The 15,568-nt window shown below is 70.9% G+C and carries 16 protein-coding genes; 1 reads left to right on the top strand and 15 read right to left on the bottom strand.

Going from position 1 to position 15,568, the window contains the following annotated elements; translation table 11 throughout:
• The first annotated feature begins 1 nt into the window (after window position 1).
• Window positions 2-3,187, top strand: coding sequence for a DEAD/DEAH box helicase (locus KG111_RS11485; protein WP_205292602.1), 3,186 nt, complete (start codon window positions 2-4; stop codon window positions 3,185-3,187).
• Between the two features lie 56 nt (window positions 3,188-3,243).
• Here KG111_RS11485 and KG111_RS11490 read toward each other — a convergent pair whose 3' ends face one another.
• The 15 genes from KG111_RS11490 to prfA form a co-directional block, all read right to left on the bottom strand.
• The gene (locus KG111_RS11490; protein WP_205292601.1) at window positions 3,244-3,702 is read right to left on the bottom strand and encodes a DUF2550 domain-containing protein; all 459 of its coding nucleotides are present in this window, start codon (window positions 3,700-3,702) and stop codon (window positions 3,244-3,246) included.
• A gap of 7 nt (window positions 3,703-3,709) precedes the next feature.
• The gene (locus tag KG111_RS11495) at window positions 3,710-4,117 is read right to left on the bottom strand and encodes a F0F1 ATP synthase subunit epsilon (RefSeq protein WP_205292600.1); all 408 of its coding nucleotides are present in this window, start codon (window positions 4,115-4,117) and stop codon (window positions 3,710-3,712) included.
• Between the two features lie 2 nt (window positions 4,118-4,119).
• Window positions 4,120-5,574: a F0F1 ATP synthase subunit beta gene (gene atpD, locus KG111_RS11500; protein ID WP_205292599.1), complete on the bottom strand. Its 1,455-nt coding sequence runs from the start codon at window positions 5,572-5,574 to the stop codon at window positions 4,120-4,122.
• A 33-nt stretch (window positions 5,575-5,607) separates the two neighbouring features.
• On the bottom strand, window positions 5,608-6,522 hold the full coding sequence (locus KG111_RS11505) for a F0F1 ATP synthase subunit gamma (RefSeq protein WP_205292598.1): 915 nt from the start codon (window positions 6,520-6,522) through the stop codon (window positions 5,608-5,610).
• A gap of 3 nt (window positions 6,523-6,525) precedes the next feature.
• Window positions 6,526-8,163, bottom strand: coding sequence for a F0F1 ATP synthase subunit alpha (gene atpA / locus KG111_RS11510; RefSeq protein ID WP_205292597.1), 1,638 nt, complete (start codon window positions 8,161-8,163; stop codon window positions 6,526-6,528).
• Between the two features lie 61 nt (window positions 8,164-8,224).
• A complete protein-coding gene (locus KG111_RS11515) occupies window positions 8,225-9,031 on the bottom strand; it encodes a F0F1 ATP synthase subunit delta (RefSeq protein ID WP_205292596.1) in 807 nt (268 codons plus the stop codon).
• Entirely contained in the window at window positions 9,031-9,585 is a 555-nt protein-coding gene (locus KG111_RS11520; protein ID WP_205292595.1) for a F0F1 ATP synthase subunit B, read from the bottom strand. The genes KG111_RS11515 and KG111_RS11520 overlap by 1 nt, the downstream gene beginning before the upstream one ends.
• 58 nt (window positions 9,586-9,643) lie before the next feature.
• Window positions 9,644-9,865 carry an ATP synthase F0 subunit C gene (gene atpE, locus KG111_RS11525; RefSeq protein WP_028655139.1) on the bottom strand — a complete coding sequence of 74 codons (222 nt, stop codon included), beginning with the start codon at window positions 9,863-9,865 and terminating at the stop codon, window positions 9,644-9,646.
• Window positions 9,866-9,932: 67 nt separating this feature from the next.
• Window positions 9,933-10,742: a F0F1 ATP synthase subunit A gene (gene atpB, locus KG111_RS11530; protein WP_205292594.1), complete on the bottom strand. Its 810-nt coding sequence runs from the start codon at window positions 10,740-10,742 to the stop codon at window positions 9,933-9,935.
• 16 nt (window positions 10,743-10,758) lie between these two features.
• The gene (locus tag KG111_RS11535) at window positions 10,759-10,986 is read right to left on the bottom strand and encodes an AtpZ/AtpI family protein (RefSeq protein WP_205292593.1); all 228 of its coding nucleotides are present in this window, start codon (window positions 10,984-10,986) and stop codon (window positions 10,759-10,761) included.
• 30 nt (window positions 10,987-11,016) lie between these two features.
• Window positions 11,017-11,451, bottom strand: coding sequence for a hypothetical protein (locus KG111_RS11540; RefSeq protein ID WP_205292592.1), 435 nt, complete (start codon window positions 11,449-11,451; stop codon window positions 11,017-11,019).
• Between the two features lie 67 nt (window positions 11,452-11,518).
• Complete coding sequence (locus KG111_RS11545) at window positions 11,519-12,751, bottom strand: glycosyltransferase family 4 protein (protein ID WP_205292591.1); 1,233 nt, start codon at window positions 12,749-12,751, stop codon at window positions 11,519-11,521.
• Entirely contained in the window at window positions 12,744-13,439 is a 696-nt protein-coding gene (locus tag KG111_RS11550) for an L-threonylcarbamoyladenylate synthase (protein WP_249666097.1), read from the bottom strand. The genes KG111_RS11545 and KG111_RS11550 overlap by 8 nt, the downstream gene beginning before the upstream one ends.
• A 70-nt stretch (window positions 13,440-13,509) precedes the next feature.
• On the bottom strand, window positions 13,510-14,388 hold the full coding sequence (prmC, locus tag KG111_RS11555) for a peptide chain release factor N(5)-glutamine methyltransferase (protein ID WP_213449987.1): 879 nt from the start codon (window positions 14,386-14,388) through the stop codon (window positions 13,510-13,512).
• Window positions 14,389-14,390: 2 nt separating this feature from the next.
• The gene (prfA, locus tag KG111_RS11560) at window positions 14,391-15,464 is read right to left on the bottom strand and encodes a peptide chain release factor 1 (protein WP_205292589.1); all 1,074 of its coding nucleotides are present in this window, start codon (window positions 15,462-15,464) and stop codon (window positions 14,391-14,393) included.
• Window positions 15,465-15,568: the final 104 nt, after the last annotated feature.

Here is a 15,568-nt window from a genome sequence, read left to right on the forward strand (position 1 = left end):
CGTGAACGTCCTCGCCCAGCTCACCGACACCTTCCTGGCGCGTCATTTCGACGCCGCCACGCTCACGCGCGCCCAGCGCGTGGTGGCCGACGGCTGCGTGGGCCGACCCGAGATCGGGATGCTGTCCGCGGGCTCGGTGACCGCGACCGCCGAGGTGCTCGGCAGCCGCGACGAGCCCTACCAGGTGCAGCTGCACGCCGAGGCGCCCACCGAGGGCTACGACGGCTGGTTGTTCACCGTGTGCAGCTGCCCGGTGCGCTCGGTGTGCAAGCACGGGGCGGCCCTGGCCCTGACGCTGCGCCAGAGCTTCGCGACGCCGCAGCCCACCCAGCCCGGCTGGCGACGCACCCTCGACGTGCTCGTCGACGACCTGCAACGGCAGCGACCGGCCCTGAGCGACCCGGTGCCGCTCGCGCTCGAGATCACCCTCGTGGAGCCGCGCCGCGGCTACACCTCCCAGGGCCCCACCCTGCACGTGCGGCCGTTGCGCCGTGGCAAGAACAAGCCGTGGATCAAGTCCGGGGCGGACTGGTCGGACATCGCCTCCGACGGTGCGCGTGCCTACCCGCCCGAGCAGGCCGACGCCATCGCCGCCCTGCACGCCCTGATGACGAGCCGCCGGGGCTTCCACCAGCCCGGCCTCTCCCCCACCCTGGATGAGTTCGGCGACCACGTCGTCCGGGCGCTGCGCCAGGCCCGCGACGCCGGCGTCACCATCCTTCCCGGCGCCGGGCTCAGTGCGGTCCGGGTCGCCGACGAGGCGGCCGACCTCGTCGTCGACCTCGACGACAGCGACGGCGCCGGCACCCGCCTCCAGGCCGTGGTGACGGTCGGTGAGCGCAGCTGGCACGGCGACCGGGTGCTGCCCGTGGGCCACCCGGCCGCGGTCGTCGGCCTGCTCGACGACGACGGCGAGCTGGTGCTGGCCGAGCTCGCGACCCCGATGCCGGCCTCGCTGCGCCACTTCCTGGACGGGCCGGGCATCACCGTGCCCCCGGGTGAGACCGAGGAGCTGCGCGCCGCGCTGCCCGCCCTGATGCGCCACCTCACCGTGCGCGCTGACCGCAGCACCGTCGAGCTGCCCCCGCCGCTCACCCCGACCCTGGCCCTGACCGTCACCTGGCACAGCGCCACCAAGGCCGCGCTCACCTGGACCTGGGAGTACGGCGAGCATGCCGAGCACACCTGCACCCTTGCCAGCCGCGACACCCTCGGCGGGATCCGCGACCGGGTGGCGGAGCGCCGCATCCTGAGCCGCGTCCCCGCCGACCTCCTCACGCACGGTGCCCTCACCGACGGCGACGCGCTGACCCTCGCGGTCCACGAGCTGCCGCGGCTGCGCGAGGTCGAGGACGTCGTCGTACGCGAGGAGGAGCGACCCGACTTCCGCGAGACCGATGCCGCGCCCGAGATCAGCTTCGACCTCGTGGGCGGCGACCAGGACGCCGGATCCACCGACTGGTTCGACCTCTCCGTCGCCGTGACGGTCGACGGGGAGGCGATCCCGCTGCCCGACGTGCTCGCCGCGCTCACGCACGAGCAGGAGTTCCTGGTGCTGCCCAGCGGGCTGTACGTGAGCACCGACCGTCCCGAGTTCGACCGGCTGCGCGAGGTCGTCGACGCCGCGGCCGAGCTGCGTGAGCGCGACGGCGAGCGGATCGGCATCAGCCGCCACGACCTGGGCCTGTGGGCGCAGCTGGCCGAGGCCGGCATCGTGGACCGCCAGGTCGCCGACTGGGTCCACCGCGCGCAGGCGCTGCGCGACCTCGTCGACCTGCCGCACCCCGAGCCGGTGCACCTGGCCACCGAGCTGCGCAGCTATCAGCGCGAGGGGTTCTGGTGGCTGGCGTTCCTCTGGCAGCACGGTCTCGGCGGGATCCTGGCCGACGACATGGGGCTGGGCAAGACGCTGCAGGTGCTGGCGCTGATCTCCTACGCCCGCGCGCAGCGCCCCGACGACGGGGCGTTCCTCGTCGTGGCGCCCACCAGCGTCGTCACCGCCTGGGCCGACGAGGTCCGCCGCCACGCCCCCGGGCTGCGGGTGGCGGTCGTGGGACGTCGTACCGACGACGTCGCGGCGCTGGCCCGCGACGCAGACGTGGTGGTCACGACGTACACGTTGCTGCGCCTGGCGCACGAGAGCCACGGCGCGGTCGGGTGGGGCGGCCTCGTGCTGGACGAGGCCCAGCAGGTGAAGAACCACCAGAGCAAGACCTACACCGCCGTGCGCACCGTCGACGCCCCCTTCAAGCTCGCCGTCACCGGCACCCCCTTCGAGAACCGCCTGATGGAGCTGTGGTCACTGCTGTCGATCACCGTGCCGGGGCTGTACCCGTGGCCGCGGCAGTTCGCCGACAGGGTGGTGCGTCCCGTGGAGCGCTCGGGTGACCAGGCGGTGCTGAGCCGGTTCCGGAGCCGGATCAAGCCGTTCCTGCTGCGGCGCACCAAGGAGCTGGTCGCCGCCGACCTGCCCGCGAAGCAGGAGCAGGTGCTGCCGGTGACCCTCGACCCGCGGCACCGCAAGATCTACGACACCCACCTGGCTCGAGAGCGCCAGCGCATCCTCGGCCTGGTCGAGGACTTCGACCGCAACCGGGTGGCGATCTTCAGCGCGCTGACCACCCTGCGCCAGCTGGCCCTCGACCCGGCGCTGGTGGACCCCACCCACGAGCGGGTCGGCTCGGCCAAGCTCGACGTGCTGGTGGAGCACCTCGCCGAGCTGAGCGCCGAGGGCCACCGCGCCCTGGTGTTCAGCCAGTTCACGTCGTTCCTGCAGCGGGTGCGCCACCGCCTCGACGAGGCCGAGATCCCCACCACCTACCTCGACGGCAGGACTCGCGACCGGGCCGCGGTCCTGGACGAGTTCCGCTCCGGAGCAGCGCCGGTCTTCCTCATCTCGCTCAAGGCGGGCGGGGTAGGCCTGACGCTGACCGAGGCCGACTACGTCTTCGTCCTCGACCCCTGGTGGAACCCGGCGGCCGAGGCCCAGGCGGTCGACCGGGCACACCGCATCGGCCAGACCCGGCGGGTGCACGTCTACCGGCTGGTGGCCAGCGACACTGTCGAGGAGAAGGTCATGGAGCTCAAGGCCCGCAAGGCCGAGCTCTTCGCCCAGGTCATGGACGGCGACGGCGCGATGGGCGCCGGCATCGGCGCCGAGGACATCCGCAACCTCTTCGAGGACTGAAAAGGAGAATCACCGCGGCCCGAGGGACCGCGGTGATTCCGGTGATGTGTCCGTGCTCAGTGCTCGCCACCCTTCGCGCGGCTCCAGTCCGTGCCCGGCGGCTTGGCCTCGAGCCACGCCTGGAAGCCGGTCAACGAGGACACGCTCATCGCCAGCTCCACCGGGCCATCTGCTGACTCACACGAGATCACCAGGTGGTCCGGGTACAACGACGCGCGCTCAGCGCCGACGGGCGCGCGCCGGCCGTCGTACTGCAGCTCGTCACGCGACCACGAACGCTTGGGCCGCGGCGAGAGCGTGAACACCCGGAACCACTCCAGCCGTTCACCGGAGTACCGGCCCAGGCCGAGGGTCCAACCACGCTCCGGCACGTCGCGGCGCAAGCGGTGGCTCAGCTCGAAGGTGCCGCCGTTGCGGGCAAGCAGACGGCGCCGGACGATGAGTCCGGCGCCGTACAGCACGCAACCGAGCAGGAGCGCGCCACAGATGTCGAGCAGCCACTCCCACCACGCCATCTGGGTACTACGAGGCCTTCTCTGCCGCGCGGATGCGAGCCTCGGCGTGCCGCACCCGCTGCTCGGCCTCGTTGTTGGTCTCCAGCAGGTGACGCGCCTCCTCGAGGTCGACGCGAGCCTGCTCGAGGTGGATGTCCTCGGCCCGCTCCACCCGCTCGGCCAGGATCGAGACCCGGTCGTTGGCGACCGAGAGGAACCCGCCGTCCACGGCCACCACGACGAGGTCGTTGGTGCCCGCCACCTGGATCTCGACCACGGAGGCCGAGAGCAGCGAGAGCAGCGGCGCGTGACCGCGCAGCACACCGATGTCACCCTCGACGGTCCGCGCGACGATCATCGCCGCCTCACCGGACCACACGGTCCGGTCGGCAGCGACGAGCTCGACGTGCAGGGTGTCGACCGTGGTGTCCGCCATGATCAGAGGCTCTTCTGGATGTCGGCCCAGTTGCGCTCGACGTCGTCGAGACCGCCGCACATGAAGAACGCCTGCTCGGCGACGTGGTCGTACTCACCGTTGGCGATCTTGTTGAACGCCTCGATGGTGTCGGCCACGGGAACCGTCGAGCCCTCGATGCCGGTGAACTGCTTGGCGACGTAGGTGTTCTGCGACAGGAACCGCTGGATGCGACGCGCGCGGGAGACGATGATCTTGTCCTCCTCGGACAGCTCGTCGACACCCAGGATCGCGATGATGTCCTGCAGCTCCTTGTTGCGCTGCAGGATCGCCTTGACGCGGATCGCGCAGTCGTAGTGCGCCTGACCGATGTACTGCGGGTCGAGGATCCGCGAGGTCGAGGTCAGCGGGTCCACGGCCGGGTAGATGCCCTGCGAGGCGATGTCGCGGGACAGCTCGGTCGTGGCGTCGAGGTGGGCGAACGTCGCCGCCGGCGCCGGGTCGGTGTAGTCGTCGGCCGGCACGTAGATCGCCTGCATCGAGGTGATCGAGCGACCCCGCGTCGAGGTGATCCGCTCCTGGAGCGTGCCCATCTCGTCGGCCAGGTTCGGCTGGTAGCCCACCGCGGACGGCATGCGGCCGAGCAGCGTGGAGACCTCGGAACCGGCCTGCGTGAACCGGAAGATGTTGTCGATGAACAGCAGCACGTCCTGGCCCTGCACGTCGCGGAAGTACTCCGCCATCGTGAGCGCGGACAGGGCGACACGAAGACGCGTCCCCGGCGGCTCGTCCATCTGGCCGAAGACCAGGGCGACCTTGTCGAAGACGCCGGCCTCCTGCATCTCCACGATCAGGTCGTTGCCCTCACGGGTGCGCTCACCGACACCGGCGAACACCGACACACCACCGTGGTTCTTGGCGACACGCGCGATCATCTCCTGGATGAGCACGGTCTTGCCGACACCGGCACCACCGAACAGACCGATCTTTCCACCGGTCACGTACGGCGCGAGCAGGTCGATGACCTTGATGCCGGTCTCGAACATCTCGGTCTTCGACTCGAGCTGGTCGAAGGCGGGCGCCTTGCGGTGGATGCCCCACCGCTCCTTGACCTCGTAGGCCTCGCCCTCGGTCAGGTTGAGCACGTCGCCGGTGGCGTTGTACACGTGGCCGAGGGTGACGTCGCCGACGGGCACCGAGATCGGGCCGCCGGTGTCGGTCACCGCCTGGCCGCGGACCAGGCCGTCGGTCGGCTTCAGCGAGATGGCGCGGACGATGCCGTCACCGATGTGCTGAGCGACCTCGAGCGGCAGCGAGGTGGTCTCGTCGCCGAAGGTCACCTCGGCCTCGAGCTTGTTGTACATCTCGGGCAGCGCATCGGTCGGGAACTCGATGTCGACGACCGGGCCGATGACCCGGACGATCCGACCCACCGAGGCCGCACCGCTGGCGGTGGTCTCTTCAACCGTTGCAGTCATGTCTTACTCCGTTTGGTGTGAACTCTGAGTGGGTCAGTCGTTGGCAGCGGTGGCGTCGGCGAGGGCGTTGACGCCACCGACGATCTCGCTGATCTCCTGGGTGATGCCGGCCTGACGCGCCTGGTTGGCGATCCGCGTGAACTTCTTGATCAGCTCTTCCGCGTTGTCCGTGGCCGACTTCATCGCCTTCTGACGCGCGGCAAGCTCCGAGGCGGCGGCCTGCAGGAGGCAGTAGAAGATCCGGCTCTGGACGTACTGCGGCAGCAGCCCGTCCAGCACCTGCTCCGCCGACGGCTCGAACTCGTACAGCGGCAGCAGATCCGCGGTGTCCGGGGTCTCCTCGCCCTCGACGACCTCCAGCGGCAGCAGCCGGATGGCCGTCGGCTCCTGGGTGAGCATCGAGCGGAACCGGGTGTAGACGACGTGGACCTCGTCCACGTCCCCGTCCTCGCCCTGCTCCTTGAGGAAGGCCTCGATCAGCGCGGAGCCGATCTCTGCCGCCTTGTCGTAGCTGGGCTGGTCGGAGAAGCCGGTCCACGCCTGCACGTAGGGGCGCCCGCGGAACTTGTAGTAGGCCTCCGCCTTGCGCCCGGCAAGGTAGAAGTCGATCTCCTTGCCCTCCTCGCGCAACCGCTCCGAGAGGCGCTCGGCCTCCTTGATGAGGCTCGAGGAGTACGCCCCGGCCAGACCACGGTCGCTGGTGATCACCAGCACCGCGGCCCGCTTCGGGTTCTCCTGCTCCCGGGTCAGCGGGTGGTCGACGTTCGAGAACGTCGCCACCGCCGACACGGCACGGGTCAGCTCACGCGCATACGGAGCCGCCGCAGCAGCCCGCTGCTGCGCCTTGATGATCCGGGACGCAGCGATGAGCTCCATGGCGCGCGTGATCTTCTTCATCGACTCCGTCGACTTGATCCGCGCGCGGTACTCCCGCAGCGATACGGCCATGGGTCAGCCCCGCTTCTGCTTGACGATCTGCTCCTGCTCGAGCTCGTCGTCGGCCAGCGCCTCGGCAGCAGCCTCGCTGCCGACCTTGATGCTGCCGCCCTCGGAGGTCTCGAACTGGTCCAGGAAGGAGTCGTACGCCGAGGCGAGGTCGTCCTCGACCTCGAACTTCTGGCTCTCACGGATCGAGGCCAGCAGGCCCGACTGCGAGCGGCGCAGGTAGTCGAGGAACTCGCTCTCGAAGCGGAGCACGTCCTCGGTGGGCACCTTGTCCAGGCGGCCCGAGGTGCCCAGCCACAGGGAGACGGCCATCTCCTCGAGCGGGTACGGGGAGTAGGCGGGCTGCTTGAGCAGCGCCATCAGCCGCTGGCCGCGGGCCAGCTGCTGCTTCGACGCGGCGTCGAGGTCGGAGGCGAACATCGCGAAGGCCTCCATGGCGCGGAACTGCGCCAGGTCGACCTTCAGCGAGCCGGTGACGGCCTTCATCGCCTTGGTCATCGCCGCACCACCCACGCGGGAGACGGAGATACCCACGTCGATCGCGGGACGCTGGTTCGCCGCGAACAGGTCCGACTGCAAGAAGATCTGGCCGTCGGTGATCGAGATGACGTTGGTCGGGATGAACGCCGAGACGTCGTTGGCCTTGGTCTCGATGATCGGCAGGCCGGTCATCGAGCCCGCGCCGAGCTCGTCGGAGAGCTTCGCGCAACGCTCGAGCAGGCGCGAGTGCAGGTAGAAGACGTCACCCGGGTAGGCCTCGCGGCCCGGCGGACGGCGCAGCAGCAGCGACACGGCGCGGTAGGCCTCGGCCTGCTTGGTCAGGTCGTCGAACACGATGAGGACGTGCTTGCCGTCGTACATCCAGTGCTGGCCGATGGCCGAGCCGGTGTACGGCGCGAGGTACTTGAAGCCCGCGCTGTCGGAGGCGGGGGCGGCCACGATGGTGGTGTACTCCAGCGCGCCGGCCGCCTCGAGGGCACCACGCACCGAGGCGATGGTCGAGCCCTTCTGGCCGATGGCGACGTAGATGCAGCGGACCTGCTTCGAGGGGTCGCCCGACTCCCAGTTCTGCTTCTGGTTGATGATCGTGTCGATCGCGACCGTGGTCTTGCCGGTGGCGCGGTCCCCGATGATCAGCTGGCGCTGGCCGCGGCCGATCGGGGTCATCGCGTCGATCGCCTTGATGCCGGTGGCGAGCGGCTCGTGCACCGACTTGCGGGCCATGACGCCGGGAGCCTGCAGCTCGAGGGCGCGGCGGCCCTCGGTGGCGATCTCGCCCAGGCCGTCGATCGGCTTGCCGAGCGGGTCGACCACGCGGCCGAGGTAGCCCTCGCCCACCGGCACGGAGAGGATCTCCCCGGTGCGGCGGACCGTCTGGCCCTCCTCGATCTTGTCGAAGTCACCGAGGATGACGACACCGATCTCGCGGTCCTCGAGGTTCAGCGCGAGGCCGAGCGTGCCGTCCTCGAACTCGAGCAGCTCGTTGGCCATGGCCGAGGGCAGACCGGTGACCCGGGCGATGCCGTCGCCGGCGGAGGCGACGGCGCCGACCTCCTCCTTGCTGGCGGCGCTGGGCTCGTAGTCCGAGACGTACTTGGCGAGGGCGTCACGGATCTCGTCCGGACGGATGGAGAGTTCCGTCATCTCTGGTGCCTTCTCTCTTCTTTGCTGCGTGGAAGTCTGGGGATGCGTTCCGGCGGGCGGGTCAGCCGGCGATCTTGCGGCGGGCGTCGTCCAGGCGGCTGGACACGGTGCCGTCGATGACGTCGTGACCGATCTCGACCCGGATGCCGCCGATGACGGCCGGGTCGACGACGACGTTCAGGTGCACCGAACGGCCGTACTGCCGGCTGAGCGCGGTGTTGAGGCGCTGCTGCGCCCGCTCGTCGAGCGGGCGGGCCACGTGCACCGTCGCGACGCTCTCGCCGTGCACGTCGGCCGCAGTGCGCTCATAGGCCTCCAGCGCGGCGGTGACCGTGCGGTAGGAGCCCGAGAGCGACTGGCGCACCAGCTGCACGGTGGCGGGAAGGACCTTGCCACCGAGCAGCGTGTCCAGCAACGCCGACTTGTCGGCGGCGCTGCGGGCCGGGTCGGACAGCGCGTTGCGCAGGTCGCTGTTCTGCTTCACCAGCTGGCGAACGCCGAACAGCTCGTCCACCAGGGTCTCCGCCTGCGCGCCGACCGAGCGCACTGCCGCCACCACCCCGAGCTGCTCGAGGGCGTCGGGCAGGTCGCGGCTCCGCGTCCACCGCGCCGCGACGGCGGCGCTCAGCAGCTCGGCCGCAGCCGGGTCCACCTTGCCCGCGAACACGTCGCCGACGAGGCCGGCACGCGCCGGGGCCGCCACCGACTGGTCGGTGACGAAACGGCGCAGCGCGCCCTCGGAGCGCAGGGTCCGCGCTGCGGCGAAGAGGTCGTCGGCCACCTTCGCCGCAGAGGCCTCGGCCACCCCACCGAGCTTGTCGGTGAGGGCGGCCATGGCCTCGGCCGAGGCGGCGCGGAAGGACACCATCAGGCGTCCCTCCCCGCGTCAGCCGTCTCGATCTCGGCGAGGAACCGCTCGACGACGCGCGACTGGCGCGCCTCGTCCTCCAGGGACTCCCCGACGATGCGACCGGCCAGGCCGGTCGCCAGGGCGCCGACCTCCGCCCGCAGCGAGATGACCGCCTGCTGGCGCTCCGCCTCGATCTGCGTGTGGGCGTGCTCGACGATGCGGGCGGACTCGGCCTGGGCCTGCTCCCGCATCTCGGCCACGATCGCAGCACCCTGCTCGCGAGCCTCCTCGCGGATGCGGGCGGCCTCGTGACGGGCATCGGCCAGCTGCTGCTCGAGCTCGGCAAGCTTGGCGTCAGCCTCAGCCTGCTTGCTCGCGGCAGCCTCGATGCCACCCTCGATCGCCTGCGTGCGCTCGGCGAACGTCTTCTCGAAGTTCGGGACGACGAACTTCTTGATGGCGAAGAAGAGGATGGCGAACACCACGAGGGCGATCACCACCTCCTCCCACAGCGGGACGAGAGGGTTGTGCTCCTCTCCCTCCGCGGCAGCGAGGATCACCAGTGATTTCATGGACCTGACCTATCTGGGTCGAGCGTGCGGTCGGTGGTTCGTCGTCGGACGACGAACGTCACTCAGTGCTGGAGCCGGTGAGGACGAAGGCGAGAGCGATACCGATGATGGCGAGTGCCTCGGCGAGCGCGAAGCCGAGGATCGCGATCGACTGGAGGCGGCTCTGCGCCTCGGGCTGGCGGGCAACGCCGTTGATGTACGCGGCGAAGATGAGACCGATGCCGATACCCGGGCCGATGGCAGCCAGGCCGTAACCGATCATGTTGAGAGAGCCACCCATGGCTTTCTTCCTTTCGGGTTGTTTTCTCGTGCGAGAACTGTGGGGACGTGGAGTCGTGCGGTGTGGATCAGTGCTCGTCTGCGAGCGCGCCCTGGATGTACATGGCGTTCAGCAGGACGAAGACGTAGGCCTGGAGGAACTGGATCAGCAGCTCCAGGAAGCTCACCGCGATGGCGAGGACCAGTGCGAGCGGACCCGCCACGTAACCGATGCCGCCGTACTCCAGGATCAGGTAGAACCCGCCGGTCGAGAACAGCACCAGCAGGATGTGGCCGGCGAACATGTTGCAGAACAGACGCAGGGCGAGCGTGACCGGGCGGACCAGGATGTTCGAGAAGAACTCCAGCGGCACGAGCAGCGGGTACATGGCCGGGCTGACCCCGCTCGGCACGCTCTGCAGCTTCAGGTAGCCGAGCAGGCCGTGCTTGCGGATGCCCACGCCGTTGTAGACCAGCCAGGAGAGGCCGGCCAGCGCGTAGGCCATGCCCGAGCGGCTGAACGTCGGGAACTGGAAGACCGGGAAGGTCGCGAACAGGTTGTTGATCAGGATGAAGAAGAACAGCGCGACCAGGTAGGGCACGAACTTCGCGAAGTCGTGGCCCCCGATGATGTCGCGGCCGACACCGTTGCGGACGAAGTTGTAGGCGCCCTCACCGGCGAACTGCAGCTTGCCGGGGACCAGGGAACGGCTGCGCGAGGCGGCGTAGAGCAGGCCGAACACCAGGATCGCACTGAGGACCACCTGCAGCATCGGCTTGGTGACCCCGAGGGCGCCGATGTCGAAGGCCGCCGGAAGCTCGAAGATGCTCGGGCCCGGAGCGTGGAACCCGTCACCTCCGCCGCTGGCGGCAATGGGGGCGGTGGCTGCGATGGTCACCAGGTCTCCTCTGCGTTCACTGCTCGTCTGACTTCGTGCTGTCCGGCGGATCGGGGCGAAACCGCGCGGCTGTCATGTAGATCCCCAGCGCGGCACCCACGAGGATGCCGACCGCCACGAGGAACCGGGTGTCCAGCCACCGATCCGCAAGCCAGCCGAGCAACCCGTAGAAAGCGACCCCGGCTGTGATGTAGCCGAACGCGTGCCACGGATCGCCCTTGGGTCTCTCCTCGGGCTGACTCATTGCGCCCCGGACAATAGCAGTCACCCCGGGTCACCGCGCATCCACCTCCGACGTTGTGTCGTAGATCGGGATGCGGGCCGTCGTCGCCAGCCGGAGCTGGACGGCGGTCCACACCAGCGCGCCCAGGATGATGGCGCCGCCGAGCCAGCCCCGGTCGACCTCGGAGTCGAGCAGGCCGGAGCGGTTCAAGGCGACGAAGGCGAGCCCCATCACCACCACCTGCAGGGTGTAGGTGAGCATCGCGAACAGCAGGGACGCCGCCGGCAGCAGCCGGGCTACGGCGTCCACGGCGAAGGCACCGAACGCGAAGACGGCGATCGCGAGCACGCCACCGACAGCGGCACCGGCGGCGGCAGACGCCCCGGAGACGAGCGCGGCCAAGATCACCAGCGCCGCCCCGGCCACGCCGGCAGCAAGCGCCGCCCGTGCGAGAACACCTGGCAGGCGGGTCTCGGTCGTCTTCATCGGCGGCCGTTCTGGATCGCGGTTCTGGCGGCTCCCCGAGGGGGCCGTCGGGACTTCGTGAAAGTTATCACAAGGGGTCTCGGACGCCGACGCCCGGGGGTCCGGCGGCGTCCGGCTCCGGCTCCGGCTCGATCTCGATCTCGGGGTCCGTGGTCTCCAGCGCCGTGTCGATGGCGCTCTCCAACGCCCCGGCCCTCACCTTCGGCAGCGCGAACGTGAGCGCGACGGTGACGAGCAGCCCCGTCCCGATGCCCAGCCACACGACGACGCCGGTGAAGACGCTGGCCACCACGACGCCGTAGGCGATCAGCCCGGCCCACAGCCACATGATCACCACCGCGCGGCGGTGCGAGTGCCCGATCTCCAGCAGCCGGTGGTGCAGGTGCTGCTTGTCGGGGGCGAACGGCGAGCGACCGGCCCGGGTGCGGCGGACCACGGCGAGGACGAGGTCTGCCAGCGGCACGATGAGGATCAGGATCGGCAGCACCACGGGCAGCAGCACCGGCATCAGGCTGGCCCGGGTGCCGTCGGCACCCTGGGTCAGGTCACCGGGGGCGAACTGGGTCGTGATGGTGATCGCGGTGGCGGACAGCACCATCCCGATCAGCATCGAGCCCGAGTCGCCCATGAACAGCCGCGCCGGGTGGAAGTTGTGCACCAGGAACCCCACGCACGCACCGGCCAGCGCCGCGGACAGCAGCGCGCCGGTGGTGGCCCGGCTGACGTCGTTGAGGAACGACAGGGAGTAGCAGAACAGGAAGAACGCCGACGCGCTGATCCCGATCACGCCCGCGGCCAACCCGTCGAGGCCGTCGATGAAGTTGACCGCGTTCACGGTCGCGACCACCACGAACGCCGTCAGCAGCGCGCCCTGGGCGGTGTCGAGGGAGAACACCTCGCCGGTCGACTTGTAGAAGTAGCGGAACTGGATCCCCGAGTAGACCAGCACCCCGACCGCGAGCAGCTGCCCGCCGAACTTGGTCAGCGCGTCCAGGTCGAAGATGTCGTCCAGCACACCCACCACGCAGACCAGGGCGCCGGCGACGAGCACGGCCAGCGCGTCGTCGTACACGAAGGGGCTGGCGGTGCTCAGGAAGGGCAGCTCGCGGGCGACGACGTAGGCGGCGAACAGGCCGCCCAGCATGGCCACCCCACCCATGTACGGGATGGGTGTGGCGTGGACGTCACGATCACGGACCTTCGCCACCGCCCCGGTCCGCACCGCCAGCTCGCGCGCCAGCACGGTCAGCAGGTAGGTGACCGTCGCTGCGACGAGGAAGACGACGAGGTACTCACGCATCGCTCGGACGCGCCTCCTCGACGGACTCGGCTCCGGTGTCGACGGTGAGGCCCAGCTCGGCGAGGGCCGCGTCGAGCTCGGCGACGCTGATCGCTCCGTCGCGCAGCAGGCGTGGGCGCTCGCCGGTCGCGTCGACGATGGTGGAGGCCACCCCGCCCGGCGCCGGGCCGCCGTCGACGACGACCGCGACCGACTCCCCCAGCATCTGCATCGCCTCGTCGGCATCGAGCGCCGCCGGCCGGCCGGTCAGGTTGGCCGAGCTGACCGCGAGCGGACCGGTGCGGTCCAGCAGTGCCCGCGCCACCTCGTGGTCGGGCATCCGGACCGCGACGGTGCCGCGGGTCTCCCCCAGGTCCCACTGCAGGGACGGCTGCTGGTGACAGACCAGGGTCAGGGCGCCCGGCCAGAAGCGCTCCACGAGCACCGGCACGTAGACCGGGACCCGGGTCGCCAGGGCGTCCAGGGTGCCGGCGGTGCCCACGAGGACCGGCGGCGGCATCTCGCGGCCCCGGCCCTTGGCCGCGAGCAGGCGCTGCACGGCGGCCGCGTCGAAGGCGTCGGCGCCGACGCCGTACACGGTGTCGGTGGGCAGGACCACGAGCCGGCCGCGGCGCACGGCCGTCGCGGCGGCGTCGATCGCCGCCTCGCGCTGCTCGTCGGACTGGGTGGGGAACCGCTCGGCGCTCACGGCGACCATCCTCGCACCGCCGCGCCACGGATCCCCCTCGGCGTCGCCGTGGCGCCGACCACCGTCGCGCTCATCGGGGCCGGCGGGCGGTCAGGTAGCGCGGCCGGCCGGCGAGGTCGCGGTGGTCGCGGACCTCCTCCCAGCGCCCCGCCTCGGTGAACACCGCCGGTGCGGACTCGCCCTGAGCATCGGCGTGCTCGATGCCCACCACCCCGCCGGGACGCAGCAGCCGGGCCGCCCGCCGCTCGATCTCACGGATCGCGTCCAGCCCGTCGGCGCCGGAGAACAGGGCCAGGTGCGGGTCGTGGTCACGCGCCTCGAGGGCCACCGACTCCCAGGCCTCCAACGGCACGTACGGCGGATTGCTGACCAGCACGTCGACCGTGCCGAGCAGGTCGTCGAAGGCGGTGGCCAGGTCGCCGTGGCGCAGGTCGACCTCGGTGTCGGCGAGGTTGCGCTCCGCCCAGGCGTGCGCCGGGGCGTCGAGCTCGACGGCGTGGATGCTCGCCTGCGGCACCTCGTCGGCGAGGCTGCGGGCGATCACCCCGGACCCGGTGCACAGGTCGACCACCGTCGGGGTGCGGCCGGTCGCCAGCACGGCTCGCGCCGCGTCCACGGCCCAGCCGGCGAGCAGCTCGGTCTCGGGCCTGGGCACGAACACGCCGGGGCCGACCGCCACCGAGACGTGACGGAACCAGGCGCGACCGATCAGGTGCTGCAGCGGCTCGCGCTGCGCCCGGCGCTGCACCAGGGCCTTGAAGGAGGCCACCTGGTCGGCACCGACCTCGCCGACCAGCGGCAGGTGGCTGCGCGGGACGTCGAGGGTGTGGGCGAGCAGCTCCGCCGCGTCGTGCTCCGGGCTCGCGACGCCGGCCTCCGCCAGCCGGGCGGCAGCCTCGACCAGCAGGGCACGGGGTCGCCGGGCGGCGCCGGCGAGGGGCTCGCTCACGCTCACTCCTCCAACGCGGCCAGCCGGGCCGCCAGGTCGGCCTCGACGCAGGAGTCGAGCACCGGCTGCAGGTCGCCGTCGAGGACCTGGTCGAGGTTGTAGGACTTGTAGCCGGTGCGGTGGTCGGAGATCCGGTTCTCGGGGTAGTTGTAGGTCCGGATCCGCTCGGAGCGATCCACCGTGCGGACCTGGCTGCGCCGCGCGTCGCTGGCCTCGGCCGCGGCGGCGTCCTGGGCGGCCTGCAGCAGCCGGGCCCGCAGGATGCGCAACGCCTGCTCCTTGTTCTGCAGCTGCGACTTCTCGTTCTGGCAGCTGACCACGATGCCGGTCGGCAGGTGGGTGATCCGCACCGCCGAGTCGGTCGTGTTCACGCTCTGCCCGCCCGGGCCGGAGGAGCGGAAGACGTCGATGCGCAGGTCGTTGTCGTGGACCTCCACGTCGACCTGCTCGGCCTCCGGCATCACCAGCACGCCCGCGGCGGAGGTGTGGATGCGGCCCTGGGACTCGGTGACCGGGACCCGCTGGACCCGGTGCACGCCACCCTCGAACTTCAACAAGGCGTACGGCGCCTGCCCCGGCTCGACGGTTCCGGTCGCCTTCACCGCCACGGTGACCGACTTGTAGCCGCCGAGGTCGGACTCGGTCGCATCCAGCACCTCGGTCTTCCAGCCGCGGCGCTCGGCGAACCGGGTGTACATCCGGAGCAGGTCGCCGGCGAACAGCGCGCTCTCCTCACCGCCCTCCCCCGACTTGACCTCCAGCAGCGCGTCCTTGTGGTCGGCGGGGTCGCGTGGGACGAGCAGCCGCCTCAGCCGCTCCGCCGCGGTCTCCTGCTGGGCCAGCAGGCCCTCGACCTCCGCAGCGAAGGCGGGGTCGTCCTCGCCCAGCTCCCGCGCCGCCTCCGCGTCCTCGCCGAGCTGGCGCCACTCGCGCCAGGTGGCGATGATCGCGTTGAGCTCGGCGTAACGGCGGTTGAGCGTGCGGGCCAGCCGCGGGTCGGCGTGCGTCTCGGGGAGCCCGAGCCGGGACTCGAGCGCGGCGTGCTCGGCGAGCATGCCCTCGACGGCTTCGAACACGGGACTCCTCGGGGGCTGGTGGTCGGTCCGGGCCCGGACGGGTCCGGAGGGAGCAAAAGGACGAGCGCCGGTCCACCCCACGAAGGGGCGGACCGGCGCTCGAG

Source organism: Nocardioides faecalis, from assembly GCF_018388425.1.
GTDB classification, from domain to species: Bacteria; Actinomycetota; Actinomycetes; order Propionibacteriales; family Nocardioidaceae; genus Nocardioides; species Nocardioides faecalis.